The sequence below is a fragment of the Rhodanobacter sp. Root627 genome (genome assembly GCF_001427835.1).
Taxonomy (GTDB): Bacteria; Pseudomonadota; Gammaproteobacteria; order Xanthomonadales; family Rhodanobacteraceae; genus Rhodanobacter; species Rhodanobacter ginsenosidimutans.
The window spans coordinates 1,037,238-1,059,801 of the sequence record NZ_LMGW01000002.1 but is presented as its reverse complement, the minus strand read 5'-3'; the positions used below and the strand labels follow the sequence as shown (position 1 = coordinate 1,059,801).

Annotated in this window: 16 protein-coding genes, 1 riboswitch and 1 other annotated feature; of the genes, 7 read left to right on the top strand and 9 right to left on the bottom strand. The window is 64.7% G+C overall.

Translation table 11 applies throughout. From position 1 onward, the window contains the following. The first annotated feature begins 47 nt into the window (after positions 1-47). Complete coding sequence (locus ASD68_RS11820) at positions 48-1,856, top strand: SLC13 family permease (protein WP_235578726.1); 1,809 nt, start codon at positions 48-50, stop codon at positions 1,854-1,856. A gap of 107 nt (positions 1,857-1,963) precedes the next feature. On the opposite strand, the gene ASD68_RS11815 is transcribed toward ASD68_RS11820, so the two are convergent. Beyond that, positions 1,964-2,935 (bottom strand): WYL domain-containing protein, encoded by a 972-nt coding sequence (locus tag ASD68_RS11815; protein ID WP_056083356.1) that lies wholly within the window; start codon positions 2,933-2,935, stop codon positions 1,964-1,966. 127 nt (positions 2,936-3,062) lie between these two features. Here ASD68_RS11815 and ASD68_RS11810 point away from each other — a divergent pair, with 127 nt between their 5' ends. Both ASD68_RS11810 and ASD68_RS11805 read left to right on the top strand, forming a co-directional pair. Then, positions 3,063-3,959, top strand: coding sequence for a hypothetical protein (locus ASD68_RS11810; protein WP_056083353.1), 897 nt, complete (start codon positions 3,063-3,065; stop codon positions 3,957-3,959). A gap of 85 nt (positions 3,960-4,044) precedes the next feature. Next, positions 4,045-4,842, top strand: a complete 798-nt coding sequence (locus ASD68_RS11805; RefSeq protein WP_056606962.1) for a DUF481 domain-containing protein — start codon at positions 4,045-4,047, stop codon at positions 4,840-4,842. Between the two features lie 256 nt (positions 4,843-5,098). Here ASD68_RS11805 and hemC read toward each other — a convergent pair whose 3' ends face one another. Further along, the gene (hemC, locus tag ASD68_RS11800) at positions 5,099-6,013 is read right to left on the bottom strand and encodes a hydroxymethylbilane synthase (protein ID WP_056606959.1); all 915 of its coding nucleotides are present in this window, start codon (positions 6,011-6,013) and stop codon (positions 5,099-5,101) included. 185 nt (positions 6,014-6,198) lie between these two features. Next, positions 6,199-6,252 (top strand) — a sequence feature (sul1 is cis-regulatory element that is thought to sense ions involved in sulfur or methionine metabolism; They are found in Alphaproteobacteria). A gap of 72 nt (positions 6,253-6,324) precedes the next feature. On the opposite strand from hemC, the gene ASD68_RS11795 reads away from it, so the two are divergent. After that, positions 6,325-7,806 carry a SulP family inorganic anion transporter gene (locus ASD68_RS11795; protein WP_056606955.1) on the top strand — a complete coding sequence of 494 codons (1,482 nt, stop codon included), beginning with the start codon at positions 6,325-6,327 and terminating at the stop codon, positions 7,804-7,806. A 37-nt stretch (positions 7,807-7,843) separates the two neighbouring features. Here ASD68_RS11795 and ASD68_RS11790 read toward each other — a convergent pair whose 3' ends face one another. Continuing rightward, entirely contained in the window at positions 7,844-8,503 is a 660-nt protein-coding gene (locus ASD68_RS11790) for a glutathione S-transferase family protein (RefSeq protein ID WP_056606952.1), read from the bottom strand. A 435-nt stretch (positions 8,504-8,938) separates the two neighbouring features. Between ASD68_RS11790 and ASD68_RS11785 the strand changes: the two genes are divergently transcribed. Beyond that, positions 8,939-9,991 (top strand): NAD-dependent epimerase/dehydratase family protein, encoded by a 1,053-nt coding sequence (locus tag ASD68_RS11785; RefSeq protein ID WP_056606950.1) that lies wholly within the window; start codon positions 8,939-8,941, stop codon positions 9,989-9,991. Between the two features lie 195 nt (positions 9,992-10,186). On the opposite strand, the gene ASD68_RS11780 is transcribed toward ASD68_RS11785, so the two are convergent. From ASD68_RS11780 to ASD68_RS11750, 6 genes are all read right to left on the bottom strand, one after another. Further along, the gene (locus ASD68_RS11780) at positions 10,187-10,894 is read right to left on the bottom strand and encodes a DUF4328 domain-containing protein (RefSeq protein WP_056606947.1); all 708 of its coding nucleotides are present in this window, start codon (positions 10,892-10,894) and stop codon (positions 10,187-10,189) included. Between the two features lie 429 nt (positions 10,895-11,323). Continuing rightward, on the bottom strand, positions 11,324-12,013 hold the full coding sequence (locus ASD68_RS11775) for a hypothetical protein (protein WP_056606944.1): 690 nt from the start codon (positions 12,011-12,013) through the stop codon (positions 11,324-11,326). Between the two features lie 109 nt (positions 12,014-12,122). Continuing rightward, on the bottom strand, positions 12,123-12,668 hold the full coding sequence (locus ASD68_RS11770; RefSeq protein ID WP_056083325.1) for a hypothetical protein: 546 nt from the start codon (positions 12,666-12,668) through the stop codon (positions 12,123-12,125). A gap of 587 nt (positions 12,669-13,255) precedes the next feature. Then, positions 13,256-13,963 carry a LytTR family DNA-binding domain-containing protein gene (locus ASD68_RS11760; RefSeq protein ID WP_056606936.1) on the bottom strand — a complete coding sequence of 236 codons (708 nt, stop codon included), beginning with the start codon at positions 13,961-13,963 and terminating at the stop codon, positions 13,256-13,258. Then, a complete protein-coding gene (locus tag ASD68_RS11755) occupies positions 13,960-14,997 on the bottom strand; it encodes a histidine kinase (protein ID WP_056607569.1) in 1,038 nt (345 codons plus the stop codon). Before ASD68_RS11755 ends, ASD68_RS11760 begins: the two co-directional genes overlap by 4 nt. A gap of 26 nt (positions 14,998-15,023) precedes the next feature. Next, entirely contained in the window at positions 15,024-15,689 is a 666-nt protein-coding gene (locus tag ASD68_RS11750) for an alpha/beta fold hydrolase (protein WP_056606932.1), read from the bottom strand. 126 nt (positions 15,690-15,815) lie between these two features. After that, a riboswitch (cobalamin riboswitch) is annotated at positions 15,816-16,040 on the top strand. Positions 16,041-16,178: 138 nt separating this feature from the next. On the opposite strand from ASD68_RS11750, the gene ASD68_RS11745 reads away from it, so the two are divergent. Both ASD68_RS11745 and ASD68_RS11740 read left to right on the top strand, forming a co-directional pair. Continuing rightward, positions 16,179-18,041, top strand: coding sequence for a TonB-dependent receptor (locus tag ASD68_RS11745; RefSeq protein WP_056607567.1), 1,863 nt, complete (start codon positions 16,179-16,181; stop codon positions 18,039-18,041). Positions 18,042-19,153: 1,112 nt separating this feature from the next. After that, on the top strand, positions 19,154-22,312 hold the full coding sequence (locus tag ASD68_RS11740; RefSeq protein ID WP_056606928.1) for an efflux RND transporter permease subunit: 3,159 nt from the start codon (positions 19,154-19,156) through the stop codon (positions 22,310-22,312). Positions 22,313-22,564: the final 252 nt, after the last annotated feature.

Genomic DNA, 22,564 nt, shown 5'->3' with positions numbered 1-22,564 from the left:
AATGACGACAAACCAATCGCCCACACCATCGTCGGGCGCCGGATGTCTTGCGCCGAGAAATCGCGCCCGCGCTGCGCGGGGGTTCGCCGGTGAGCTGGCAGGCATGGGCCACGGTCGCGATCATCGTGGGCGCGATGGCGCTGTTCGTCAGCGAGAAAGTGCGCATCGACCTGGTGGCGCTGCTGGTGCTGGGATCGCTGGTGGTGCTGGGCATCGTGACGCCGGTGCAGGCGTTGTCCGGCTTCAGCAACGAGGCCACGGTGACGGTGGCGGCAATGTTCGCGCTGAGCCTGGGCATCGAGCGCTCCGGCGTGCTCGATCCGCTGACCCGCCTGCTGATGAAGATCCGCAAACCATGGCTGCTGACCCTGGCGATGATGCTGGCGATCGCGCCGCTGGGCGCCTTCGTCAAGAACATCGCGCTGGTGGCCACCTTCCTGCCGCTGGCGCTGCGTGTATGCCAGCGCACCGGCACCTCGCCCGCGCGAGTGCTGATGCCGATGGCCTACGCCGCGCAGATGGGCGGCGTGTGCACCCTGATCGGCACCTCGTCCAACCTGCTGACTGACAGCCTGGCGCAGAAACACGGCATGGCGGGCTTCGGCGTGTTCGAGTTCACCCAACTGGGCGCGGTATTGGCGGTGGTGGGCATCACCTACCTGATGCTGATCGGCCGGCACCTGTTGCCCAAACACATCGACGCGACCCTGCCGCAGGGCAGCGACATCGGCAAATACGTCACCGAGCTGGAAGTGAGTGAGGATTCACCGCTGCTGGGCACGGCCATCGCCGAGGCGCGGCTGGGCGAGAAGTTCAACGTCTATCCACTGGAATTGCTGCGCGGCGAACGGCGCATGTGGTCGCCGCGCGAACAGAAACTGCAGGCCGGCGATGTGCTGCTGGTGCGCGGCGACTGGGACAAGATCGAGGAATTCCAGCGCCAGACCAGGCTGCACAACGCACCCGAGCGGCGCTACGCGAAAGAGGGCGAGCAGCCGCGCGTGCTGGCCGAGATCATGGTGGCGCCGGCCAGCCCGGTGGAGGATCGCCGCCTGGCCGAGATCGGCCTGGATTGGCGCTACCGCGCCACGGTGCTGGCGTTGCACCGGCGCGGCGAAGTGCTGCGCGACAAGCTCAGCGTCACCCGCCTGGCCGTCGGCGACGTGCTGCTGGTGCTGGTGGACGAAGACGCCATGGCCAAGCTGCGCAGCGACGAGACCTTCATCGTGTTGAACGAGCGCGACGATTCCCGTGGCATGTCGCGCAAGGCGATCGTGGCTGCGGCGATCATGGCCGCCGTGGTGGTGGTGTCCGGCCTGCACTGGCTGCCGATTCCCATCGCCGCCATATGCGGTGCGGTGGCGATGGCGCTCACCGGCTGTTTTGGCCGTAAAGACGTCTACGAGGGCATGGACTGGAAGATCATCGTGCTGCTCGGCGCGATCCTGCCGCTGGGACTGGCGATCGAGAACACCGGGTTGTCCACCGTGGTGGTGCAAGGCGCGATGGAACTGGTGGGCGGACACGGCCCGCTGGCCGCGCTGCTGATGGTCTACCTGCTTACCGCGCTGCTGACCGAGCTGATGGGCCACAACCCGTCGGTAGTGCTGATGGTAGGCATCGCGATCACCGTGGCGCACGCGGTGCACGCCGATCCACGCCCGTTCGTGGTGGCGGTGGCCTTTGCCGCCGCCACCTCCTTCGCCACCCCGGTCGGCTACCCCACCAACACCATGGTCTATTACGCCGGCGGCTACCGCTTCACCGACTTCATGAAAGTGGGCATCCCGCTGATCGCGATTTTCTGCGCGGTGTCGATGTGGCTGATTCCCATCCTCTGGCCTTTCAATCCTTGAAGGCCGGGATTCGGGATTTGGGATTTGGGATTCGTTAGAGCGGCTTGCGGCGTCGCTGTTGCTTTTACGAATCCCGAATCCCGAATCCCAAATCCCAAATCCCGACCCTACTGGTACCCGCCCAAAGCCAGCTGCAGCAGGATCTTCATCTCCTCGCGCAGCGACATCGGTGCCACCACTTCGGCATCCGGGCCGTACTTGAGTACGTCCATCAGCAGTTCCTTCGAGTTGGAATAGGGCACTTTCAGTTCGTAGCGGCCGTCGGGCAGCCACTCGCCTTTTTGCTGCGAGTGCCAGTGTTCGTCGGCGACCCAGCGGGCGGCGTGGGCGGAGAAGCGCAGGGTGGCCCAGGCTTTGGGCTTGCCGGCGAAGATGCCGTAGCTGGAGGCGAGCAGGTCGTTGAGGTCGCCTTCGCTGACGTCGATCGCCGGCTGCTCCAGCGCCTGCGCCTCGGCGATGCGGTCCACCGCGAAGCTGCGCAGCGCCTCGCGGTCGTGATCCCACACGTCGAGGTACCAGTTGTCGCGGTAGTGGGTAAGCCGCTGCGGCGACACGGTGCGGTGGCTGTCGGCATTGGTGGTGCGCGCGCGGTAGCGGAAGCGCAGTTGCCGCCGCCGCAACACGGCACCGGCCACGGTGCGGAACACCTGCTGGTCCAGCCGCCGCTCGCCCCACGGGATCACCCGGATGCGCTCCAGCGGCAAGGCGGTGCCGCTGCCCTGGTCGGTGAGCAGCCCTTCGATGCGCGCCTTGAACGGTGCCAGCGCGCCGGCCAGCACGCCCGGCCCGCTGCGGCCCATCAACTCGTTCAGGGCCAGCAACGCGGCCAGTTCGTCGGAGGTGAGCCACAGGCCCGGCAGTTCGAAACGCTCGCCCTCGCCCAGCGCATAGCGGAACGCGGCCGAATCGCCGCCGGCGCTTTCGATCGGCGCGCCCAGCGCATCGCGCAGAAACGCCACGTCGCGATACAGCGTGGCGCGGGAGCATTCGAGTTCGCCCAGCAAGCGCGGCAACGGGATCGGGTAATGCGCCGATTTCAGCATGCGATGCAGGGTGAGTATGCGTTCGTAGCGGTCCATGACGCGGGTCCAGGCTGGGGTTGGAATGCAGGCGTTGTAGCACGGGCGGCGTGTGTGATGCGGTCGCCGGGACACACCGGGGCGCTTGCCGTATCCTGAGCGTTCGATGCCTTGACTGACAACGTCCATGCCACCGATCTCCTCCTCGCCCGATGCCGCGCCGGCCAACGACGCGAACGGCAGCCAAGCCGCGCGGGCGGTCACCCATGTGGCGGCACCGTTCTGGCGCGTGCTGGCCACGAGCGGCTACGGCCTGTGGGCGTGGCTGGGGATGGCGTTGGTGTTGGGACGGCCGGATGGCCGCAGCGGAACGCTGGTGCCGCTGGCGGCCGGGCTGGTGCTGGCCGGGTTCGGCCTGATGCTGGCCTGCCTGCCGGGGCGCGGTGCCGCGCACGACTGGTATGGCTGGCAGCCGTATCGCGACAGCCGACCCACGCGGGCGGCGTTGCTGGCGTTTGTCACCTACCTGCCGATGCTTGGCGTGGCCGGCCTGGCCCGCGGCGACAACGATTTCTGGGCGACGCGACTGGCCGGTGCGGCGCTGGCGCTTTGCAGCCTGGCCAGCCTCGCCTACAACCATTACGACCATCGCCGCCGCTGGGTGCGGCCGGCGCCGCCGCCGCCGTCACGGCAGTTTCCGCTGCGCCGGGTGCTTTTCGCCGGCTATGCCGGTGGCCTGTGCCTGTGGGCCATCACGGTGGCGCAGGGCCAGCAGGGCTCGCCATTCCTGGGCATGCCATGGCTGGCGGTGTTGCTGGCGCTGGCGCTGGCGACGTGGGTGACGGAAGTCCGGGCCTGGCGATCGCTGGAGCGCCGTCGCCCCGCACGCACGGCGGTATTGCGCTCGGCCCGGTGGGTGTCGACCTTGCTGGCCTACGCCGTCCCGGCACTGGCGATCGTGCTGGCCATGTGGATCCACACGCCGCTGCTGGCCGCTGCCGTGGCGGCGCCCAGTTGCCTGCTGGGGCGCTGGCTGGAACAACGCCAGTTCGCCGCCGTGCGCCGGAATGACATCATCCGCTGAACTTGCCGGCGTCATTCATAGCAAGTTCAATGCGGCCGGCTATCGTAGTAACTCACTTTTAATTAACAAATGGATCGCTCCCCGGATGAAAAAGACCTTGATGGCCAGCGCGCTGCTGGCGGCGTGTGCCAGTTTCGGCGTGCAGGCGCAAAGCGCGCCCAACAACGGCGGCTGGAGCGGTTCGGGCGAGTTCGGTTTCGCGTCCTCCACCGGCAACTCGCGTTCGGAGAACCTCAACGCCAAGCTCGGCCTGAACCAGGAAAACGACCAGTGGAAGAACAGCTTCTTCGTCGACGGCCTGCGCTCGAAGAGCCAGCAGACGATCGAGGACGAAGCCGGCAACACGATCAAGGAGTTCAACACCACCGCCAACCGTTACGACGGCGGCGCGTCGGTGGGCTACAAGCTTGATCCGCGCAGCTACATCGTGGGCGCGGCGCGTTACGAGCACGACGATTTCGGCGCCAACCTATGGCAGGGCATCGTCTCGCTGGGCTACGGCTACATCGCGTTGAAAGACGAGCGCAACGAGCTCTCGTTCGAAGTCGGCCCCGGTTACAAGCGTTACCGCCCGGCTGACACCCACATCATCGTGGACAACGAAAGCGTGGCCGTACGCCAGCCCACCGAAAGCGAGATGGTCGGCCGCGGCCTGGTCAACTACAAGTACAAGCTCACCGAAAACACCTCGTTCGACGACACGCTGCTGGTCGAAGCAGGCTCCAAGAACACCTACCTGCAGAACGACGCGGGGCTGGCCGTCAGCATGACCAAGAAGCTGGCGCTGAAAGTCGGCTTCCAGGTGCGCCACAACACCGACGTGTTGCCGGGCACCAAGAACACCGACACGCTCACCACCACCAACCTGGTCTACAGCTTCTGAGCTGATTGCACCGGGGTATCGCCACGGCCCTTCCGCGCAAGCGGGAGGGCCGTTGTCGTTGGAGAGCGGTCGCCTTTCTTCCTCCCCTGCTTGCTGCGGGGGAGGGCCGGGGAGGGGTTTCGCTCTTGACCTTCGCGGCAAGCCCGAGCCACCCCCTCCCAGCCTCCCCCTGCCAGCAGGGGGAGGAGCCACAAGAGTGCCTCGCCGTACTCCCTCCCCTGCGCGCAGGGGAGGGTTGGGGAGGGGTCGCTCTACCTCACAATCCCAACAGCGCCCCGGCGCCCTGCTGCAACAGCGCCTCGGCTACCTGTTCGCCCAGGGCTTGCGCCTGGTCGCTGGTCGCATGGGCTTCGGCGTGCAGCAATCGCCCACGCTCCACATCACCCACCATGCCGCGCAGATGCAGGCCGTGTTCGCCCAGTACGCACCAGGCGCCCACCGGCACGGTGCAGCTGCCGCCCAGCGCGCGGTTCATCGCCCGCTCCGCGCTGACGGTGACGCGCGTATCGGCATCGTCCAGCGCCGCCAGCAACTGCAGGACGCGCGGATTGTCGTCGCGTGCCTCGATCGCGATGGCCGCCTGCCCGGGCGCGGGCAGCCAGTCCGGCGCGGCCAGTCGCGAGCGGATACGCGAGGCCAGGCCCAGCCGTTCCAGCCCCGCGCACGCCAGCACGATGGCGTCGTAGTCACCGGTATCGAGCTTGCCCAGCCGCGTGCCCACGTTGCCGCGCAGGTCGAGCAATTGCAGATCTGGCCGCAGCGCCCGCAACTGGGTCTGTCGCCGCAATGAGGACGTGCCCACCCGCGCGCCCTGCGGCAGCGCGGCGAGGTCGGCGTAATCGTTGCTGACAAACGCATCGGCCGCGTCCGCCCGCGGCAGGATCGCCGGCAGCGCGAAGCCCGGCTCCAGGTCGGCCGGCACATCCTTCAGCGAATGCACGGCCAGATCGGCGCGGCCTTCCAGCATCGCCACTTCCAGCTCTTTCAGGAACAGGCCCTTGCCACCGATCGTGGCCAGCGGCTGATCCAGGATCTCGTCGCCGCGCGTACTCATCGGCACCAGCACCACATCCACCGTGGGATGCGCCACGCGCAGCAAGGCCGCCACGTGCTCCGCCTGCCAGAGGGCGAGCGCGCTTTTGCGGGTGGCGATGCGCAAGGTGGTGGTCATGGGGACTCCGCGGGCATTGGCAAAACCGTATTGTCGCGCAGAACGGCGGGCCAGACCGCCCGACGATTCGCCGCAGCCCGACCGGCGTTTCGCATTTACCGTAGCCCGTCCGGCCCGGCTTGCATGTGCCGGTTCCGGCATTGCCGGTTGATCCGCCGCCCCGAAACCGCGAGCATACGCACCTCCATGGACCCGGCCCTGCCGGGTGGCTCGTCCGGGCGCCTATCCCCCGGAAACCTCGCGACACCATCCCCTGCCCGAGAGACATGCCGCTGATGCGGCGGTGTCCGCGAACCCTTTGGCCTGAAAAAATGCGGACTTTCCCCAACTTCCGGCGCGATTGGCTGACCAACGTGCCCACCGAACTGCTGTCCGGCGCGCTGGTGGCGCTGGCGCTCATCCCCGAAGCCATCGGCTTCTCCATCGTCGCCGGCGTCGATCCCAAGGTAGGCCTGTACGCCTCGTTCTCGATCGCGGTGACCTCGGCCATCCTCGGTGGCCGCCGCGCCATGATCTCGGCCGCCACGGCCTCGACCGCGGTGTTGATGATCACCCTGGTGCGCGATCACGGCCTGCAATACCTGTTCGCCGCCACCATCCTGATGGGCCTGCTGCAGGTCGTCGCCGGCGCGGCCCGGCTGGGTCTGGTGATGAAGTTCGTCTCGCGCTCGGTGATGACCGGCTTCGTCAATGCGCTGGCCATCCTGATCTTCATGGCGCAACTGCCCCAGTTCGTGGGCGCCGACTGGCACATGTACGCGATGGTCGCCGCCGGCCTGGCGGTCATCTATCTCTTCCCGCTACTGACGAAACGCGTACCCTCGGCGCTGGTGAGCATCATCGTGATCACCGCGTTCTCGATCATGGCCGGCCTGAAGCTGCGCACCGTCGGCGACATGGGCCCGCTGCCCTCCAGCCTGCCCCTGTTCGGCGTGCCGCAGGTGCCATTCACGCTGGATACCTTGCGCATCATCTTCCCCTACTCGCTGGCCATGGCCGCGGTCGGCCTGCTCGAATCGCTGCTGACGGCGCGCATCGTCGACGACATGACCGATACGCCCAGCAACAAGAACCGCGAGTGCATGGGGCAGGGCGCCGCCAATTTCGTCACCGGCTTCCTCGGTGGCATGGGCGGCTGCGCGATGATCGGGCAGTCGGTCATCAACGTCACCGCCGGCGGCCGGACCCGCTTGTCGACCCTGTTCGCGGGTTGCTTCCTGCTGTTCCTGATCGTGGTGGCGGGCGACTGGGTGCGGCGCATCCCGATGGCCGCGCTGGTGGCGGTGATGATCATGGTGTCGATCAGCACGTTCGAGTGGTCGTCATTCAAGAGCCTGCGATCGCATCCATGGCAGTCCAGCGTGGTGATGCTGGCGACCGTCATCGTGGTGGTGACGACCCGTGACCTGTCCAAGGGCGTCTTCGTCGGCGTGCTGCTCAGCGGCGTGTTCTTCGCCGGCAAGGTCGCGCGGATGTTCGAGGTAAAAGCCGCCAGCTCCAGTGACGGACGCATCCTCACCTACTACGTCACCGGCCAGGTGTTCTTCGCCTCCTCCAATAGCCTGGTGGACGCGATCGATTACCAGGATGTGCCGGCCCACGTGCGCATCGACGTCAGCGGTGCCCACTTCTGGGATGTCTCGGCCATCGGCGCGCTCGACGACATCGTGCACAAGCTGCGTCGTCACGGCGCGCAGGTGGAAGTCGCCGGCCTGAACGAGGCCAGCGCATCGATGGTGGACAGGTTTGCCAGGCACCGTCTGCCGGAAGTGGCGCGGAAAGACGGCGCGTAGCGGAAAGTGCGGCGAGCCATCAGCCGCCCGGCTTCGCTCAATCGCGATCCGGCGCGCCCAGCGGGAAAAGCGGCCGGAACTCCCTCGCCTCGTTCACGGCGCGGGCGAAAGAGGGCCGGGCCAGCAAGCGCGCGCGGTAGGCACGCAACACCGGGCAGGTCTCCGGAATCCGCTGCGTCCAGTCCGCGTAGAACAACGCGGGCGCGGCCGCGCAATCGGCCAGCGTGAACGCCTCGCCGGCGGCCCAGGTCCTGCCCGCCAGCTGTTTTTCCAGCCAGGCATAGGCGAGATCCAGCTTCTTCGCCGCAAGCGCAAGCCCCTCCTCGCGCTTCACGGGGTCACCCGTCAGCGCGCCATCCACTGCGTGCTGCACCCACTGCATCACGTGCAGGTCGAAGAAGCGATCGAGAAAGCGCACGTCCAACGCGGCCATCGAATCCGCGGGCAACAGCCGGACCGGCCCGGGATGCGCAAGCTGCAGGTACTCGATGATGATCGTCGTCTCGACCACGCTGCGCTCGCCATCCACCAGCAGGGGAAATTTGCCCAGCGGCCAGCGACGCAACCACTCGGCCACATGCTGCGGCGTGTCCGGTCCGAGACAGCGAAACTCGAAGGGGATGGCGTTCTCGTACAGCGCGACAAGGACTTTCTGCGTGTACGAGGAGAACGGGTGACCGTAAAGCGCGAGCGACATGGCGGCGACTCCTCGGGGGTATGCGACAACAGCAGGGTTGTAGTGTCGCGAACGCCAAATCAATCCGCCAGATGCCGCGGCAAACACCCGCCACATGTAGGAGCGACTTCAGTCGCGACGCTCTTGCCGTGCCGGCCACGAATGCCGCGGGTGGCTTTTCGTGTTGCCGCAGACAAGCGCGCCCCACGGCGCACCCTCATTCCTCAAACTCCGCGGTCAGCTCGACCTCCAGAACATAGGACGGGAGGTAAAGCCGCTGCACCTGCACCCAGCTCGCCACGGGCAGGGATGCGCCTTAAAACTCGTGGCGGACGGCCTTGTGCTGAGGCGCCTGCCGTTGTCGCCGGATCGCGTCACCTGTCGCCACCAACCAGATACATTGGCGAGTGAGTCGAATCGTTTCGACCCGGTCTGAAATGGAACGAAGGAGCCGCCATGCGCATGTTGTTTATCGGGGGAACAGGACTTATTTCTTCGGCGGTGTCGCCGCTCGTCGTCTCCCGGGGACACGACCTGACCTTGATCAACAGGGGCACCTCGCGCAAGGCCGATGCCCCGGAGGGCGCTCACGTGATCGTGGCCGACGTCAACGACACGGCGTCGTTCCGGGCGGCGATCAAGTCCGACGTTGCGGCCAACGGCCACTACGACGCGGTGGTCCAGTGGATCGGATTCGATCCCGACCACATCAGCCGCGATATCGAGACCTTCGCGGGCATTACCCGGCAGTACGTCTTCATCTCGTCCGCCTCCGCCTACGAAACCCCGCCAGGCTTCTACATCGCCAGGGAAGGTTCCACGCCGCTTGCCAACCCCTACTGGCAATACAGCAGGGACAAGGCAGAGTCGGAGGCGCGACTCCAGTCCGCCCATCGTGAAACCGGATTCCCCTTCACCGTGGTCCGGCCCTCACACACGTATGCGCATTGCGACATCCCCGCCGCGATCAACTCGTGGACGCACCCGTGGACCGTCGTCGACCGCATGAAGCGCGGCGCCCCCATCCTGGTTCCCGGCGACGGCACCAGCTTGTGGACCCTGACCGACCATCGCGACTTCGCGCAGGCTTTTGCGGGTTTGTTGGGCAACGACAAGGCGATCGGCGAGGCCTTCCACATCACATCGGACGACGTGATGACCTGGAATCGGATCCACGCGTTCATCGCCAACGCCGCGGGCCTGGACCCCGGGCGCGTCTACGAGCAGACCGTATTCGTGCCCACCGACCTCCTGGTGCGCTTCAACAAGGACGCCTTCGAGGGCCCCATCAAGGGCGACAAGGCGAATGCTGCGATCTTCGACAACGCCAAGGTGCGCTCCCTTGTCCCCGACTATCGACCGCAACACCGTTTCGAGGACGCGATCCACGAGTCGATTGCCTGGTTCATGGCAAAGCACGAACGGCGCAGCATCGACACCGAGGCGAACGCCCTGTACGACGACGTTTCGGCGCGCTTCCTGCGGGGCGTTGGGGCGATGTTTTCCTAGCGCTTCATCGGCGAGCCTGCGCGATCGACTAGCTCTTCACGCGCCTTGATGCAACACCGTGGGCAGGTTGCATCGATTCCGACTTTTTGAATAGATCAATCGAATACCGTCGAGTCGAAAAGCAGGGAAAACGCCGGGGTCGACTTACCAAGAAGGTTCACACCGACCCCTGCTTCCAGACTGGTCCCTATTTCGTCAGTTGTTGGTGGCGAGGCCATCCGCATCGAACGAATTGCCCGAACCTTCATCAACCAGTTTTCGCTGCTTGGTCGATATCGCGACAACTACCGATAGAGCCAGGATGTACGCCAATATGTTAATGCAATTTGACAGAATGGATGCGATCGTGGCGTGCTGAATATCGGCCAAAGATTTTATGTGCATGGAAAATCTTGCTGCAGCAAAACCGGAAAAATTCGATGCCAGCCATACTGCCCACCACCACTGAAGTAAAGCGCTGCCAGGCTGAGTTCTCCAATGATCAGGTGCCGAGCTGACTCGCCATATTTCCCTCATGGCCCTGTACGGCAAGTAGAGGCTGACAACCGGTATGAAGAAATAACCTACCGCCCATCCCGGTGTGAATTCCAGAGTCTTGCTTGAAAATCCCTGAGCATTTTTATTGGCGCGGTAGATCCACATCAAAAAGGTGATGGAAGTTACGATGAATATCGCCAGTCGAAGAATACTCAAGAAGTGTTGGCGCGTATCGTTGGCATCGGCAGAAGACTTCGTTATGATACCGCTCGACACTAGCTCAAACTGCATGAAATTGGAGATCAGCAAAAGTACCGTCGTACCAATCGAAATGAACAACATTACTTTTAGAAACTTAGTCAGAAATGACGGGTTCACGGAATACTCGTATTCCCTGTGTTCGGAAATGACACCCATGTCTTGCATGAATTCTCCTTTTTTTTGCGTTTGAATTAATCGACAACCTAGTCGGCCGCTGCGGACATCGTGACGACGAGCCTAAAACTGGCTGCTTGCTTACGATCATGCAGTTCCGACGCCTTTTCCCTAGGCATCGATAAAGACGGAAACACCGTTGGTACCCGCAAGCGCAGCCGTCGAGAAAAATAGTTTCATCTCGATGGTTGTCTCGTCGTCATCGAGCTGTGGTTGATTTACCGGGTCGTTGGTTGGCTGAAAGCTGTCGTTCAAAAAGCCCGTGAAATAGGAAATCAACTTTGCATGGACGGGTTGCAGACTTCCTACGTTGCAGCAGGAAAGGGGTCAGGTTCATTTATTTTCGGCTAGTTTTTTGTGCTAAATGAACCTGACCCCTTTGGTTCTGAGCCGCGAAGCGGCTTCGGCTTGAATGAATTGTTAGATCTCATCGCTGGCATCGATCACGTCCTGCCAAAGCAGCTCCAACCTTGACTGGATGCTGCCGCGACGAAAATTTAGCGGGTCTTCCGCATCGTAGGAAGAAATGAAGACTTCTGGAGCCTGGCCATCCTGAGCCGCGCCTAGGCCAGGTTGATCTCCCCCGCCAGAAATGGCTGCCCTAACTAAGGCATCCACTTGCGCGTCTGAAGAGTTCCAGATTAGAACATCGCACTCGCGATTCCAGCCTTTCTTTTCATCAAACGCATTCTTGGTGATGTTGCTGCTTCCCACAATGGCTAGCCGCGGTTGGCCATTGCTCTTTGCAACGAAGACCTTGGCGTGCCACTTGTTGCTGCCCTTCCGTTTGCGCTGTTTGACCGATAGGTGGTTTCCGCACGAACACTTTATTGAAGAAAGCTTGGCTACAAAGTCGTTGTACTGAGATCCCCATGTATGGGGGTCATATATGCCAACAGTAGTCACTGTGGCCTTGCAGGGCTTCGGCGGGACATTTGCGATAAAGGAGTCAGATGCATAGTACGAGTTAACTTTGTATTTCTTTTCTTGGAAGAAGCCGCTGCATATGAGGTACTCATCGCCAATGCCTCCAGAGAACGCACTCAGGATCGCCCTACGGAAGACGTTGGGACTCTGGCTTTTTCTAAGGATGGCCGCAATTTTGAACATGAGGTCTAACGCCTTAGTTAAGCCGACCCGTAGCGGGGCGGCGACTGCGTGCTAGCGTAGCGTAGGCACGCGGGCGCCGCCCCGATGCGGGTTCGGCTTGAACGAATTGTTAGGCACGTGATCTACGAACCGTCATGTAGAAAGAATAGATCTCATCAGCGAACCTTTTTGACGAAGATGTCATCTTGAGTAATTTAATGAATTTCTCGTACCAATCCGAGCCGTAGCGCTGCATTGCTTCAATCTCTAGAACGAGGCTTAGGCCATGACCGCGGCGGATTTTCTGGTGTTCAGAGAGTATTGCATGCGCAAGCAATTTGGCGTGTGGAGTGTGCCGCGCCACGAGCTCATCTAGCTGCCCCATGGTGGATATGCTCAATGCGCTCACCATGTCCAACAACCACCTACCATCCCCGACAAATGGATCAACCGTCGAACTTGTAGCAAGTGCAATGTCATTGTCCAGATTTAAAGGCTTAGCGCTCGAATTGACGTACAGGATGATGGCATGTAGAGAAGTGGGCTCGTCCTCTGCAAGTGAAGGTCTCGTTTGGTTCACCCTTTTTCGGCTGAATTGAGCTGCGATCCATTTTCTTGGCGTGTCAAAGACGATCAGGACGCCAAGCGATGCAATAATGAGCCCGACAATTTCCATACGCGCCTAACGCTGGAATTGAGCGGCGGCGGAGCCGTCCGCCTCGAATGAAATGTTAGACCACATGCTAGCCGAACCCCTTTTGATGCGCGTCCTTAACCCAGGCAACATCGACCGGACCGTTGAAGCCAACAACCGCGTCGACACTGCAGTGAGGGCAGATTGCAGTGTGCCCCAGCTCGTCGCCGTCGCACCACTGCGTAATAGTCGAAGGCGGAAATTGGGCGAAGCAGTAGTAACAGACTGCCACCTCGCTGGCGAGCAACTGCTTTCTATGCATTGACGTGCCGCAAGTTCTGCTCATGAGGTCTAACGCTATGTAGATTTCAAAATGCAGTGTAATCCTGCAGCCTATTCCCGCGTGGCGACATCTTCTTGGTGCTGTAGGTGTACGCGAATCAAAGACTTGCTCTGGCTGATGCCGCCTAATCCCACCGCCGAAACCAAGATCGCGCGCTTCGCACCCGTGAATAACCATCCAGTGAGTGATCTGCTGGCGGCTTCCCTTCGATGCATTATCCGATTAGCTTGCCCCGCTCGCTTGTCAGACGCCGCCGTGTGGTGCCTTTGATATACAACCCGACACCTCACCCCAACCGCAACAACTTCCGCACCGCCGGCAGATTCCTTCGGCTCACTTCCGGCGCCAGCTCAGTGCCATCAAGGCGCGCCAACGCACGACCATCGGGCAAGATTTTCAGCCCCAGCAACCGAGCCGGCGGCACCAGGCAATTGCGGTGCAGGCGCAGCAGTTGCTCGGGATAGGTTTCTTCCAGCTGCCGCAGCGATTCCTCGATCAGCAATTCCCCTCCCTGATGTTGCACGACCACGTATTTCTCCTCGGCCAGCAGGCAGATCACTTCGTCCAGGGCGATGCGCACGGGTGCGCCGCGGAGGCGGCCGTGGAGGAAGGTGGTGCGTTCGCGGGGTTGTTCGGCCAGCCGTCGCTGGGCGCGTTGCAGGGCTTCGCGCAGACGGTCGAGGCGTACGGGTTTGAGCAGGTAGTCGACGGCGCCCAGTTCGAAGGCTTGCAGTGCGTGGGCTTCGTAGGCGGTGCAGAAGATGATTAATGGCCGCGGCCGTCCGGCCAGCCGGCGGGCCAGGGCGGTGCCGCTGAGGGCGGGCATGTTGATGTCCAGCAGCAGCACGTCGGGTTGCAATTCGCCGAGTACGGCCAACGCGGCTTCGCCGTCGGCCACGCTGCCGACCAGTTCGCAGCCGTCGCATTCGGCCAACAGCGCGGCCAGCCGGGCGCGTGCCAGCGGTTCGTCGTCGACGATCAGTACGCGGGTCATGCGGCTGGCCCCGGCAGGTGCAGGGTCACCACGAACTGGTCACCGCGCGGGCCGGCCTCGAAACGGGCGCGCGGGCCGTAGTGGTAGGCGATGCGCTGGCGCACGCTGTCCAGGCCGTGGCCGTTGCCCGGTTCCGGCGGCGTGGTGGGCAGGGGGTTGATGATTTCCACCATCACGCCGGCGCCTTCGCGGGCGCCGCGCAACACCACCTCGCCGCCCGCGCGCAGCGGCTGGATGCCGTGGCGCACGGCGTTTTCCACCAGCGGTTGCAGCAGCAGCCGCGGCAGCGGGAAATCGGCCGGTAGATCATCCAGCTGGCGCACCACGCGCAGCCGTTCGGCCAGGCGCCATTGCTCGATGGCCAGGTAGCGCTCGATCAGCGCCAGCTCTTCGCCCAGGGTGCCGGTGTCGGTGTCGTGCTGGCCCAGCGCGGCGCGGAACAGTTCGCACAGGTCTTCCACGGTGCGCTCGGCGGCGGCCGGGTCGACCCGGATCAGGGCCGCCACGGTATTCATGCTGTTGAACAGGAAGTGCGGCCGGATGCGCGCCTGCAACGCGCCCACCTGCGCCCGCGTCACGGCGGCCAGCCGCGCCTGCCACTGCGCCAGCACGTAGAAATAGCGCAGCATCGCGGCGCCCAGCAGCGCGGCGATGACGGCGTTGTCGCGCACGAACGCGCCCATCGACGCGGTGATGAAAGGCATTTGCAGCGAGGCGTCGAGCCAGTGCACGGCCGCGCTGGCGGCCACCACGATCAGCATGATCAGCAGCCACGCGCCGAGGTACGGCCAGCGGCCCGGCAGGCGTTGCAGCCACGGCCGCGATTTGCACAGCAGCACCGCGATCACCAGCGCCAGCCAGCTGACGAACAGCACCGCCACGCTGTAGCCGGACCAGCCGCGCGTCTGCCCGGGCGCCAGCCACATCACGGTCACCGTCAGCGCGCCCACCACGAACCAGGCGAACACCGCCGGCAGCCGGCAGAAGTCCGGCAAGGGGCTGGCTTCGAGGCGGCGGGCGGGCAGTTCGCGCATCAGGCGAGTATGCCGCACCGCGCGGGTCAGGCCAGCCGCGCGCCCAGCCACTGGCGCAGGTCGGCGATCTCCTGGGCGCAGACCGAATGCGGCATCGGGTAGCTGTGCCAGTCCACCGTGTAACCCAGCGACTGCAGCAGATCGCGCGAATCCACGCCGCGCTGGTACAGCACCACCGGATCGGCGCTGCCGTGGCCCCAGAAGATCGGCGTGGCGCCGTTGGCCAGGTGGCGTTCGGCGGCAAGCAGGCTGGATATCGGCACGTAGGTGGACAGCGCCACGATGCCGGCGAGCTTGCGCGGATGGCGCAGACCGGCGCTGAGCGCGATCGCGCCGCCTTGCGAGAAGCCGACCAGGAAGATGTTGTCATCCGCCACGCCGCGCGCGTTCTCGCGGGCGATCAGCGCTTCGACGGCGGCAATCGACACGCGGATCCCCGCCTCGTCCTGCGGCGCCCGCGCGTCGAAACCGTGGATGTCGTACCAGGCGCGCATCGGCACGCCGCCGTTGATCGTCACCGGCTGCACCGGCGCATGCGGAAACACGAAGCGCAGCGCCGGCCAATCTTTTGCCACCAGCTCCGGCACGATCGGCGCGAAGTCGTTGCCATCCGCACCCAGGCCGTGCAGCCAGATGATGCTGTGGGTGGGGTTGGCGGCGGTTTCGTGTTCGACGGTGGGCAGCAGGGACATGGCATCGATCGGCGGTGGAAGACGGGCAGCATCGTAGCAGTCGCCCGGCGCCTGCCCGGACCGTTCGCGATGCTTGTGCGGCGTAGCACCACACCGCCCGCTCGTTGCCTCAACTACCCCGCGACGCTAAAGTGGCTCGGTTCAGGTGTCCCGACGGCTTCACGCCGAAGGGATGAAACGGGAAGCCGGTGCGTGGTGTTGATCACCGCAAGGCCGGCGCTGCCCCCGCAACGGTAAGCGAGAATCGTCGATCAGCGAATGCCACTGTGCTTGCACGGGAAGGCGCTGTTCGAGGCAGGTTTCCCCTGCCACTCGTGAGCCCGGAGACCGGCCTGCACGATTCCTGGTGGCTCGCGGTGGGCGAGGCCGAACAGTCGTGTCGGCGCTCGCCTGCCCGTTGTTCCGTCCCCTCCTTCTTCGCCACCGGCTCATTGACGCAAAGAGCCGTGCGCGGGCGCGCGGCGGAGAATGCCTGTGGAACAGACGTACATGAAACGCACCCTGCTGGTCGCCGCGCTGCTGGCCACATCGATGGCGGCGCAAGCCGATGCGGGCCGGCCCGATCCCGTGGGCGCGGAGAACCTGGACGCGGTGATCGTCACCGCCACGCGTACCGCGATCACCGTCGACGAATCGCTGGCCTCGGTCAGCGTGATCAACCGCGAGGACATCGACCGGCTGCAACCGCTGACCGTCACCGACCTGCTGACCGGCCTGCCGGGCGTGAGCCTGGGCAATCTGGGTGGCCTGGGCCAGCAGACGTCGCTGTTCATGCGCGGCACCAATGCGACCCATGTGCTGCTGCTGGTCGATGGCGTGCGGGTGGGTTCCGTCACCGCGGGCCTGGCCGCGTTCGAGCAGATTCCGGTGGAACAGATCGACCACGTCGAAGTGGTGCGCGGGCCGCGCTCCAGCCTCTACGGCGCCGACGCGATCGGCGGCGTGATCCAGATATTCACCCGCCACGGCCAGCCCGGCGGCGGCCTGCAACCGTCCTTCAGCCTCACCACCGGCAGCAACAACCTGTTGCGCGGGCAGGCGGGCTTGTCCGGCGGCGACGAGCACGCCTGGTACAACATCGGCGTGGGCGCGCAGTACACCCGCGGCATCAACAGCTGCCGCATCGGCGCGGCCGAGGCCTTCACCGCCTGCTACATCGACGAGCCCGACCGCGACGGCAACCGCAACAAGAACCTCACCGCCAGCGGCGGCTACCGCTGGGACAACGGCGCCGAACTCTCCGGTACCTGGCTGCGCAACCTGGGCGAGGTCGAGTTCGACGGCAGCTACCAGAACCGCAGCCGCACCCTGCAGCAAGTGGCCGGCGGGCGTTTCAGCATCAACCCCACCGACGCCTGGAAAACCACGCTGAGCCTGGGCCAGAACCTGGACCGATACGACAGCTACGAGAACCAGGATTTTCGCGGCTACATCGGCTCGCGCCACGACCAGGCCGGCTGGCAGAACGACATCACCGTGGCGCCCAACCAACTACTGACCGTGGGCCTGGACTGGCAGGGTGAGCGCGTCGACAGCGACACCGGCTACCTCGACACCCGCCGCAACAACACCGCTGGCTACGCGCAATACCAGGGCAACTTCGGCCGCCAGGAAATCCAGCTCTCGGCGCGCCGCGACCACAACGGCCAGTTCGGCAACCACAACACCGGCGGCGCCGCCTGGGGTTACCGTTTCGACCACGGCCTGCGCCTCTCGGCCAGCTATGGCACCGCCTTCCACGCGCCCACCTTCAACGATGTGTACTACCCCTACGGCAGCGGCAACCCCGACCTGAAACCGGAAGAATCACGCAGCGTCGAACTCGGCCTCAACCAGCGCCTGACCCACTGGAACTGGGGCATCAACGCCTACCAGACCCACATCGACCAGATGATCGCGCTGGACAGCAACTACTTCCCGCTGAACATCAGCAAGGCACGCATCCGCGGTGTGGAAGGCCAGCTGGGCGTCGTCCTCGCCGGCTGGCAAGTGCAGGGCTACCTGACCTGGCTGCAGCCACGAAACGAGGACGGCGGCCCGAACGACGGCAAGCTGCTGATGCGCCGCCCGCAACGCACCGCCCGGCTGGATGTCGACCGCAGCTTCGGCGCGTTCGGCCTGGGTGCCACCCTCAACGCCCGCAGCCACAGCTACGCCGACGCCCGCAACCGGCAAGCCGTGCCCGGCTACACCACCACCGAGCTGCGCGCCAGCTACCACTTCACCCCCAACTGGCAACTGGAAGCCCGCCTGGCCAACGCCTTCGACCGCGACTACGAAACGGTCTGGTACTACAACCAGCCGGGGCGGAGCTTCTTTTTGACGGTGCGGTATAGCCCCACGATGCGGTGATGCCTCGGCTTGGCCCCTCTGTAGGAGCGACTTCAGTCGCGATGCTTTTGTTCTGATGCCCGACACATAGAGCTTCAGAGCAAGAGCTTCCGATCGCCAATGGCGACCGAGTCACTTTCTCTTTGCGTGGCCAAGAGAAAGTAACCAAAGAGAAAGGCCACCCCGCTTGCGCGCCTAGCGGGCATCCTGCCCGCAAGGTTCGCGGTCGGGCTGCGGGGTTTGTCGACAGTCCATCGGGCAACCGCTCCTGCGCTGCCTCAACTCGGGCATCCATGCCCTCGCCATGGACTGACGCCAAACTGGCTTGCATCCTTCGCCCGCCCGCCGCTTCAGAGGGGCCCCGGGTAGAGCAGCGCGCCATCGTGGCGCGCACTCGGTGCGCAGCGGCTGCGCCGCTGCGAGAGCGTCGCGGCGTGGAGTCTTCTGTTCTTTTCCTCACCGTCCGATCGCCCTGAGCGTAGCCGCGCAGCGGCGGAGTCGAAGGGTGACGCCGAGCGGCCCTTCGACTTCGGCCTTCGGCCTACGCTCAGGGAGAACGGCTGAGGCGAGCAGCTTCGCTTTTGCTTCTGCTTTTGCTTCTGCTTTCGCCTTTGCCTTTGCCTTGGCTTCATCCCGAGTACGGGCCAGGATGGCCCGTCGCTCTACCCGGGGCCCCTATGCGGCGGTGAGGCGGGGGCGACAAGGCCCCGCAGGGGGAATCGGCAGGATGCCGACGCCTTTTCGCCAGCACATGGATGTGCTGTCGAAAAGCCCGACCCCGGGCAAGCGCCAAGTGGGGTGGCCTTTCTCTTTGGTTACTTTCTCTTTGGCCACGCAAAGAGAAAGTAACTCGGCTGCCGTAGGCAGACGAAAGCTCTTCCTCTGAGGCCACATTCAAGAGCAAAAGCGTCGCGACTGAAGTCGCTCCTACAGACGGCCAAAAAAAACAAGAGCATCGCGACCGAAGCCGTTTCCGCAAAAACACCAAAGCAAAAGCGAAAGCATCGCGCACAGGGTGCGCTCCTACAAAAGAAGGTCGCGGCTCGGTAGGCCCATGCCATCCGGCAGGGCCGACTTCAGGCACATCGCGGTGGGCCATGGCAGCGGCTATCCTTGCCCGCCACGGAGAGCCCATGAATATCTTTGCGCCCATGATCCGCCGACCGATCGGCACCTCGCTGCTGGCGATCGGGTTGATATTGGCGGGGAGCTGGGCTTACCAGCTGCTGGGCGTGGCCGCGCTGCCGTCGATGGATCTGCCGGTGGTGATGGTGTCGGCCAACATGCAGGGCGCCAGCGCGCAGACCATGGCGGCCACGGTCGCGGCGCCGCTGGAGCGGCATCTGGGGCGGATTCCCGGGGTCAAGGAGATGTACTCCAACAGCACCGAGGGGCGCACCTTCGTGCGGTTGCAGTTGTACATGGGGCGCAGCGCGGACAAGGCCGCCAGCGACGTGCAGGCGGCGATCAATGCCGCCGCGGTCGACCTGCCCACGCACATGGACAACCCGCCGCAATACTTCAAGGCGGATACCACCCAGGTGCCGGTGATCCTGGTGTCGCTGACCTCTACCGGGTTGCCGCCGGACAAGCTGTACGACCTCACCAACACCTTGCTCAGCCCGGCGGTGGCGCAGATCCCCGGCGTGGCCCAGGTGGAGGTGTTCGGCGGCACCGCGCATGCGGTGCGGGTGACGCTGGATACCGGTGCGCTGGCGGCCAAGGGGCTCACCACCAACGACGTGGCGAACGCGCTGCGGGCGGCCAACGTCACCTCGCCGCAGGGCATCATCAGCGATGGCCACACGCAGATGACGGTGTCGGCCAACGACGCGCTGCAGGACCCGGCCGAATTCGGCAACCTGCTGATCGCGATGAAAAACGGCATGCCGGTGCGGCTGTCCGACGTGGCCACGGTAGCCTCCGGGCCGGAGGATCAATACCAGGCCGCCTGGTTCAACGGCCAACGCGCGGTGATGATGCAGGTGACCAAGCGGCCGGAGGCGAACGCGGTGGCCACCGCCGCCGCGGTGCGCGACCAGCTGCCGGCGTTCCGCGCGATGCTGCCGGCCGATGTCACCATCACGCCGATTCTTGACCTCACCCAGACCACCAAATCCGCGCTGCATGAAGTGCAGTTCACACTGATGATCAGCGTCGTGATGGTGGCGCTGGTGATGCTGATCTTCCTGCGCCGCCTCGGCCCCACCCTGATCGCGCTGCTCAGCGTGCCGCTGTCACTGGCCGGCGCGTTCGTGGCGATGTGGGCGTTCGGCTACACCTTGAACCTGCTGTCGCTGGTGGCGCTGGTGTTGTGCATCGGCTTCGTGGTGGACGACGCGATCGTGGTGATCGAGAACATCGTGCGCCACATGGAGCGCGGCCAGCCGCCGCTGCCGGCGGCGTTGATCGGCGTGCGCGAGATCGGCTTCACGGTGCTGTCGATCACGCTGTCGCTGGTGGCGGTGTTCGCGCCGCTGCTGTTCGGCAACAACATGCTGGTGATGCTGCTGCGCGAGTTCTCGGTGACGCTGACCGCGGCGATCGTGATCTCGGCGCTGGTATCGCTGACGCTGACGCCCGCGTTGTGCGGCCGCTTTCTCACCCTGGAACATGCCGGCGAAAAACCGCTCAACCGCATCCAGCGCGCGTTCGAGCGCTTCGACCGCTGGCTGCATCGCGTCTACGAGCGTGCGCTGGACTGGGCCATGCACCACCGCCGGCTGATGCGCTGGCAGCCGCTGCTGTTGCTGGTGGCGACGGTGGTGCTGGGCATGGCGGTGGTGAAGACCGCCGGCGGCACCTTCATGCCCGAGGAGGACACCGGCGCGCTCAACGGCAACATCAGCGCCGACGCCAACATCTCGCCGCAGCTGATGGCCGAGCGGGTGAAGCAGGCGGCGGCGATCGTGCAGGCGGACCCGGCCGTGCTGGATGTGTCGTCCATGCTGGGCCGCAACGGCGGCGCGGTGGGCAACAACGGCCGCATGTGGATCGACCTGAAGCCGCTGGGTGAAGGTCCGGGCCATCGTCGCGACAGTTCGAAAGTGGTGCTGGAGCGGCTCAGCAAGCAGTTCGAGGTGTTGCCCGACATGAAGGTGCAGTTGCGCACCCTGCAGTTCATGGGCGGCGGTGGCGGCAACAACGAGGGCGCGCAGCACAGCTTCCAGATGATCAGCAAGGATGGCGGCGACCTGCAGCCGTGGGCGCTGAAGATGGTGCAGCAGATGCGCAAGTCGAAAGAGCTGCGCGACGTGGGCAGCGAGTTCGACGAGGTGGGCAAGCAGCAGATGCTGAAGGTGGACCACGACGCCGCGGCGCGCCTGCATGTGAACATGGGCATGGTCGATACGGCGCTGAACAACGCGTTCGGCCAGCGCATGGTGTCCACCATCTATTCCGACATCAACGAATACCACGTGGTGCTGACCAGTGCCGGCGCGCAGTCGCTGAGCCCGGCCGCGCTGCTGGACACGCGCGTGCGCAACGCGCAGGGCCGGTTGATACCGCTATCCGCGATCGCCCGCATCGAGGCCAACATCAGCCCGTCCGGCGTGGTCCACCAGGATCAGCTGGAAGCCACCGACATCAGCTACAACCTGCCCGCCGGCGTGCCTGAAAGCCATGGCATCGACCTGGTCAACCAGGCCGCGCTGGCGATCCACCTGCCCGGCGGCATCCGCCTGAAATTCGGCGGCACCGACGAGGAGCTGCAGGATCTGCAATCCAACGGCGGCACCTTGCTGCTGGGCGCGATCCTGGCGATGTACATCGTGCTGGGCATTCTCTACGAGAGCCTGGGCCACCCGCTGACCATCCTGTCCACCTTGCCGGCGGCCGGCGCGGGCGCGTTCCTGGCGATGCTGGTGACGCAGACCCAGCTCAGCCTGATGGCGATCATCGCGATATTGATGCTGATCGGCATCGTGAAGAAAAACGCGATCCTGATGGTGGATTTCGCGCTGGTGGCGCAACGCGAGCGCGGGCTGTCCGCGCCCGAGGCGATCCGCGAGGCGGCGCTGGTGCGCTTTCGCCCGATCACCATGACCACGCTGGTGGCGATGGGCGCGGCGCTGCCGCTGGCGATCGGTTTCGGCGTGGGTTCGGAGATGCGCCAGCCGCTGGGCGTGGCCATCGTGGGCGGCTTGCTGGTGTCGCAGTTGCTGACCCTGCTGAGCACGCCGGCGATCTACCTGTGGGGTCACGACCGCAAGCTGCGCAAGGCCGCACGCAAGGCGCGCAAGGCGGAGAAGAAACGCCTGCGCGCGGGCCTGGCGGCCAGTGCGTCGTAAACCGCGTGCCGGTCCTGGGGAGGTCTGATGGATCAGCTTTTGCTCGTCATCCCGGCGAAGGCTGGGATCCAGTGCCTCCAGGCCCTTCAACGCAAAGGCCCTGGATTCCTGCGTTCGCAGGAATGACGGGCGAGGTCGAAGCTTTCCCGGGAACCCGAGTGGAAGAAACTTTCGCGGACCCGACATCCACGTGCAGGCCGTCGTCGGTAATATCCCTGCGCATGCCTGCATCCTTTCTCGCCGACGACCGCC

What these genes read in the sequence shown, in the direction of transcription:
- ASD68_RS11775 (WP_056606944.1), bottom strand. Translation starts at nt 12,013, where the DNA reads ATGTTCAAAATTGCGGCCATCCTTAGAAAAAGCCAGAGTCCCAACGTC.
- ASD68_RS11785 (WP_056606950.1), top strand. Translation starts at nt 8,939, where the DNA reads ATGCGCATGTTGTTTATCGGGGGAACAGGACTTATTTCTTCGGCGGTG.
- ASD68_RS11805 (WP_056606962.1), top strand. Translation starts at nt 4,045, where the DNA reads ATGAAAAAGACCTTGATGGCCAGCGCGCTGCTGGCGGCGTGTGCCAGT.
- ASD68_RS11745 (WP_056607567.1), top strand. Translation starts at nt 16,179, where the DNA reads ATGAAACGCACCCTGCTGGTCGCCGCGCTGCTGGCCACATCGATGGCG.
- ASD68_RS11740 (WP_056606928.1), top strand. Translation starts at nt 19,154, where the DNA reads ATGAATATCTTTGCGCCCATGATCCGCCGACCGATCGGCACCTCGCTG.
- ASD68_RS11810 (WP_056083353.1), top strand. Translation starts at nt 3,063, where the DNA reads ATGCCACCGATCTCCTCCTCGCCCGATGCCGCGCCGGCCAACGACGCG.
- ASD68_RS11780 (WP_056606947.1), bottom strand. Translation starts at nt 10,894, where the DNA reads ATGCAAGACATGGGTGTCATTTCCGAACACAGGGAATACGAGTATTCC.
- ASD68_RS11750 (WP_056606932.1), bottom strand. Translation starts at nt 15,689, where the DNA reads ATGTCCCTGCTGCCCACCGTCGAACACGAAACCGCCGCCAACCCCACC.
- hemC (WP_056606959.1), bottom strand. Translation starts at nt 6,013, where the DNA reads ATGACCACCACCTTGCGCATCGCCACCCGCAAAAGCGCGCTCGCCCTC.
- ASD68_RS11755 (WP_056607569.1), bottom strand. Translation starts at nt 14,997, where the DNA reads ATGCGCGAACTGCCCGCCCGCCGCCTCGAAGCCAGCCCCTTGCCGGAC.
- ASD68_RS11790 (WP_056606952.1), bottom strand. Translation starts at nt 8,503, where the DNA reads ATGTCGCTCGCGCTTTACGGTCACCCGTTCTCCTCGTACACGCAGAAA.
- ASD68_RS11795 (WP_056606955.1), top strand. Translation starts at nt 6,325, where the DNA reads ATGCGGACTTTCCCCAACTTCCGGCGCGATTGGCTGACCAACGTGCCC.
- ASD68_RS11760 (WP_056606936.1), bottom strand. Translation starts at nt 13,963, where the DNA reads ATGACCCGCGTACTGATCGTCGACGACGAACCGCTGGCACGCGCCCGG.
- ASD68_RS11770 (WP_056083325.1), bottom strand. Translation starts at nt 12,668, where the DNA reads ATGGAAATTGTCGGGCTCATTATTGCATCGCTTGGCGTCCTGATCGTC.
- ASD68_RS11815 (WP_056083356.1), bottom strand. Translation starts at nt 2,935, where the DNA reads ATGGACCGCTACGAACGCATACTCACCCTGCATCGCATGCTGAAATCG.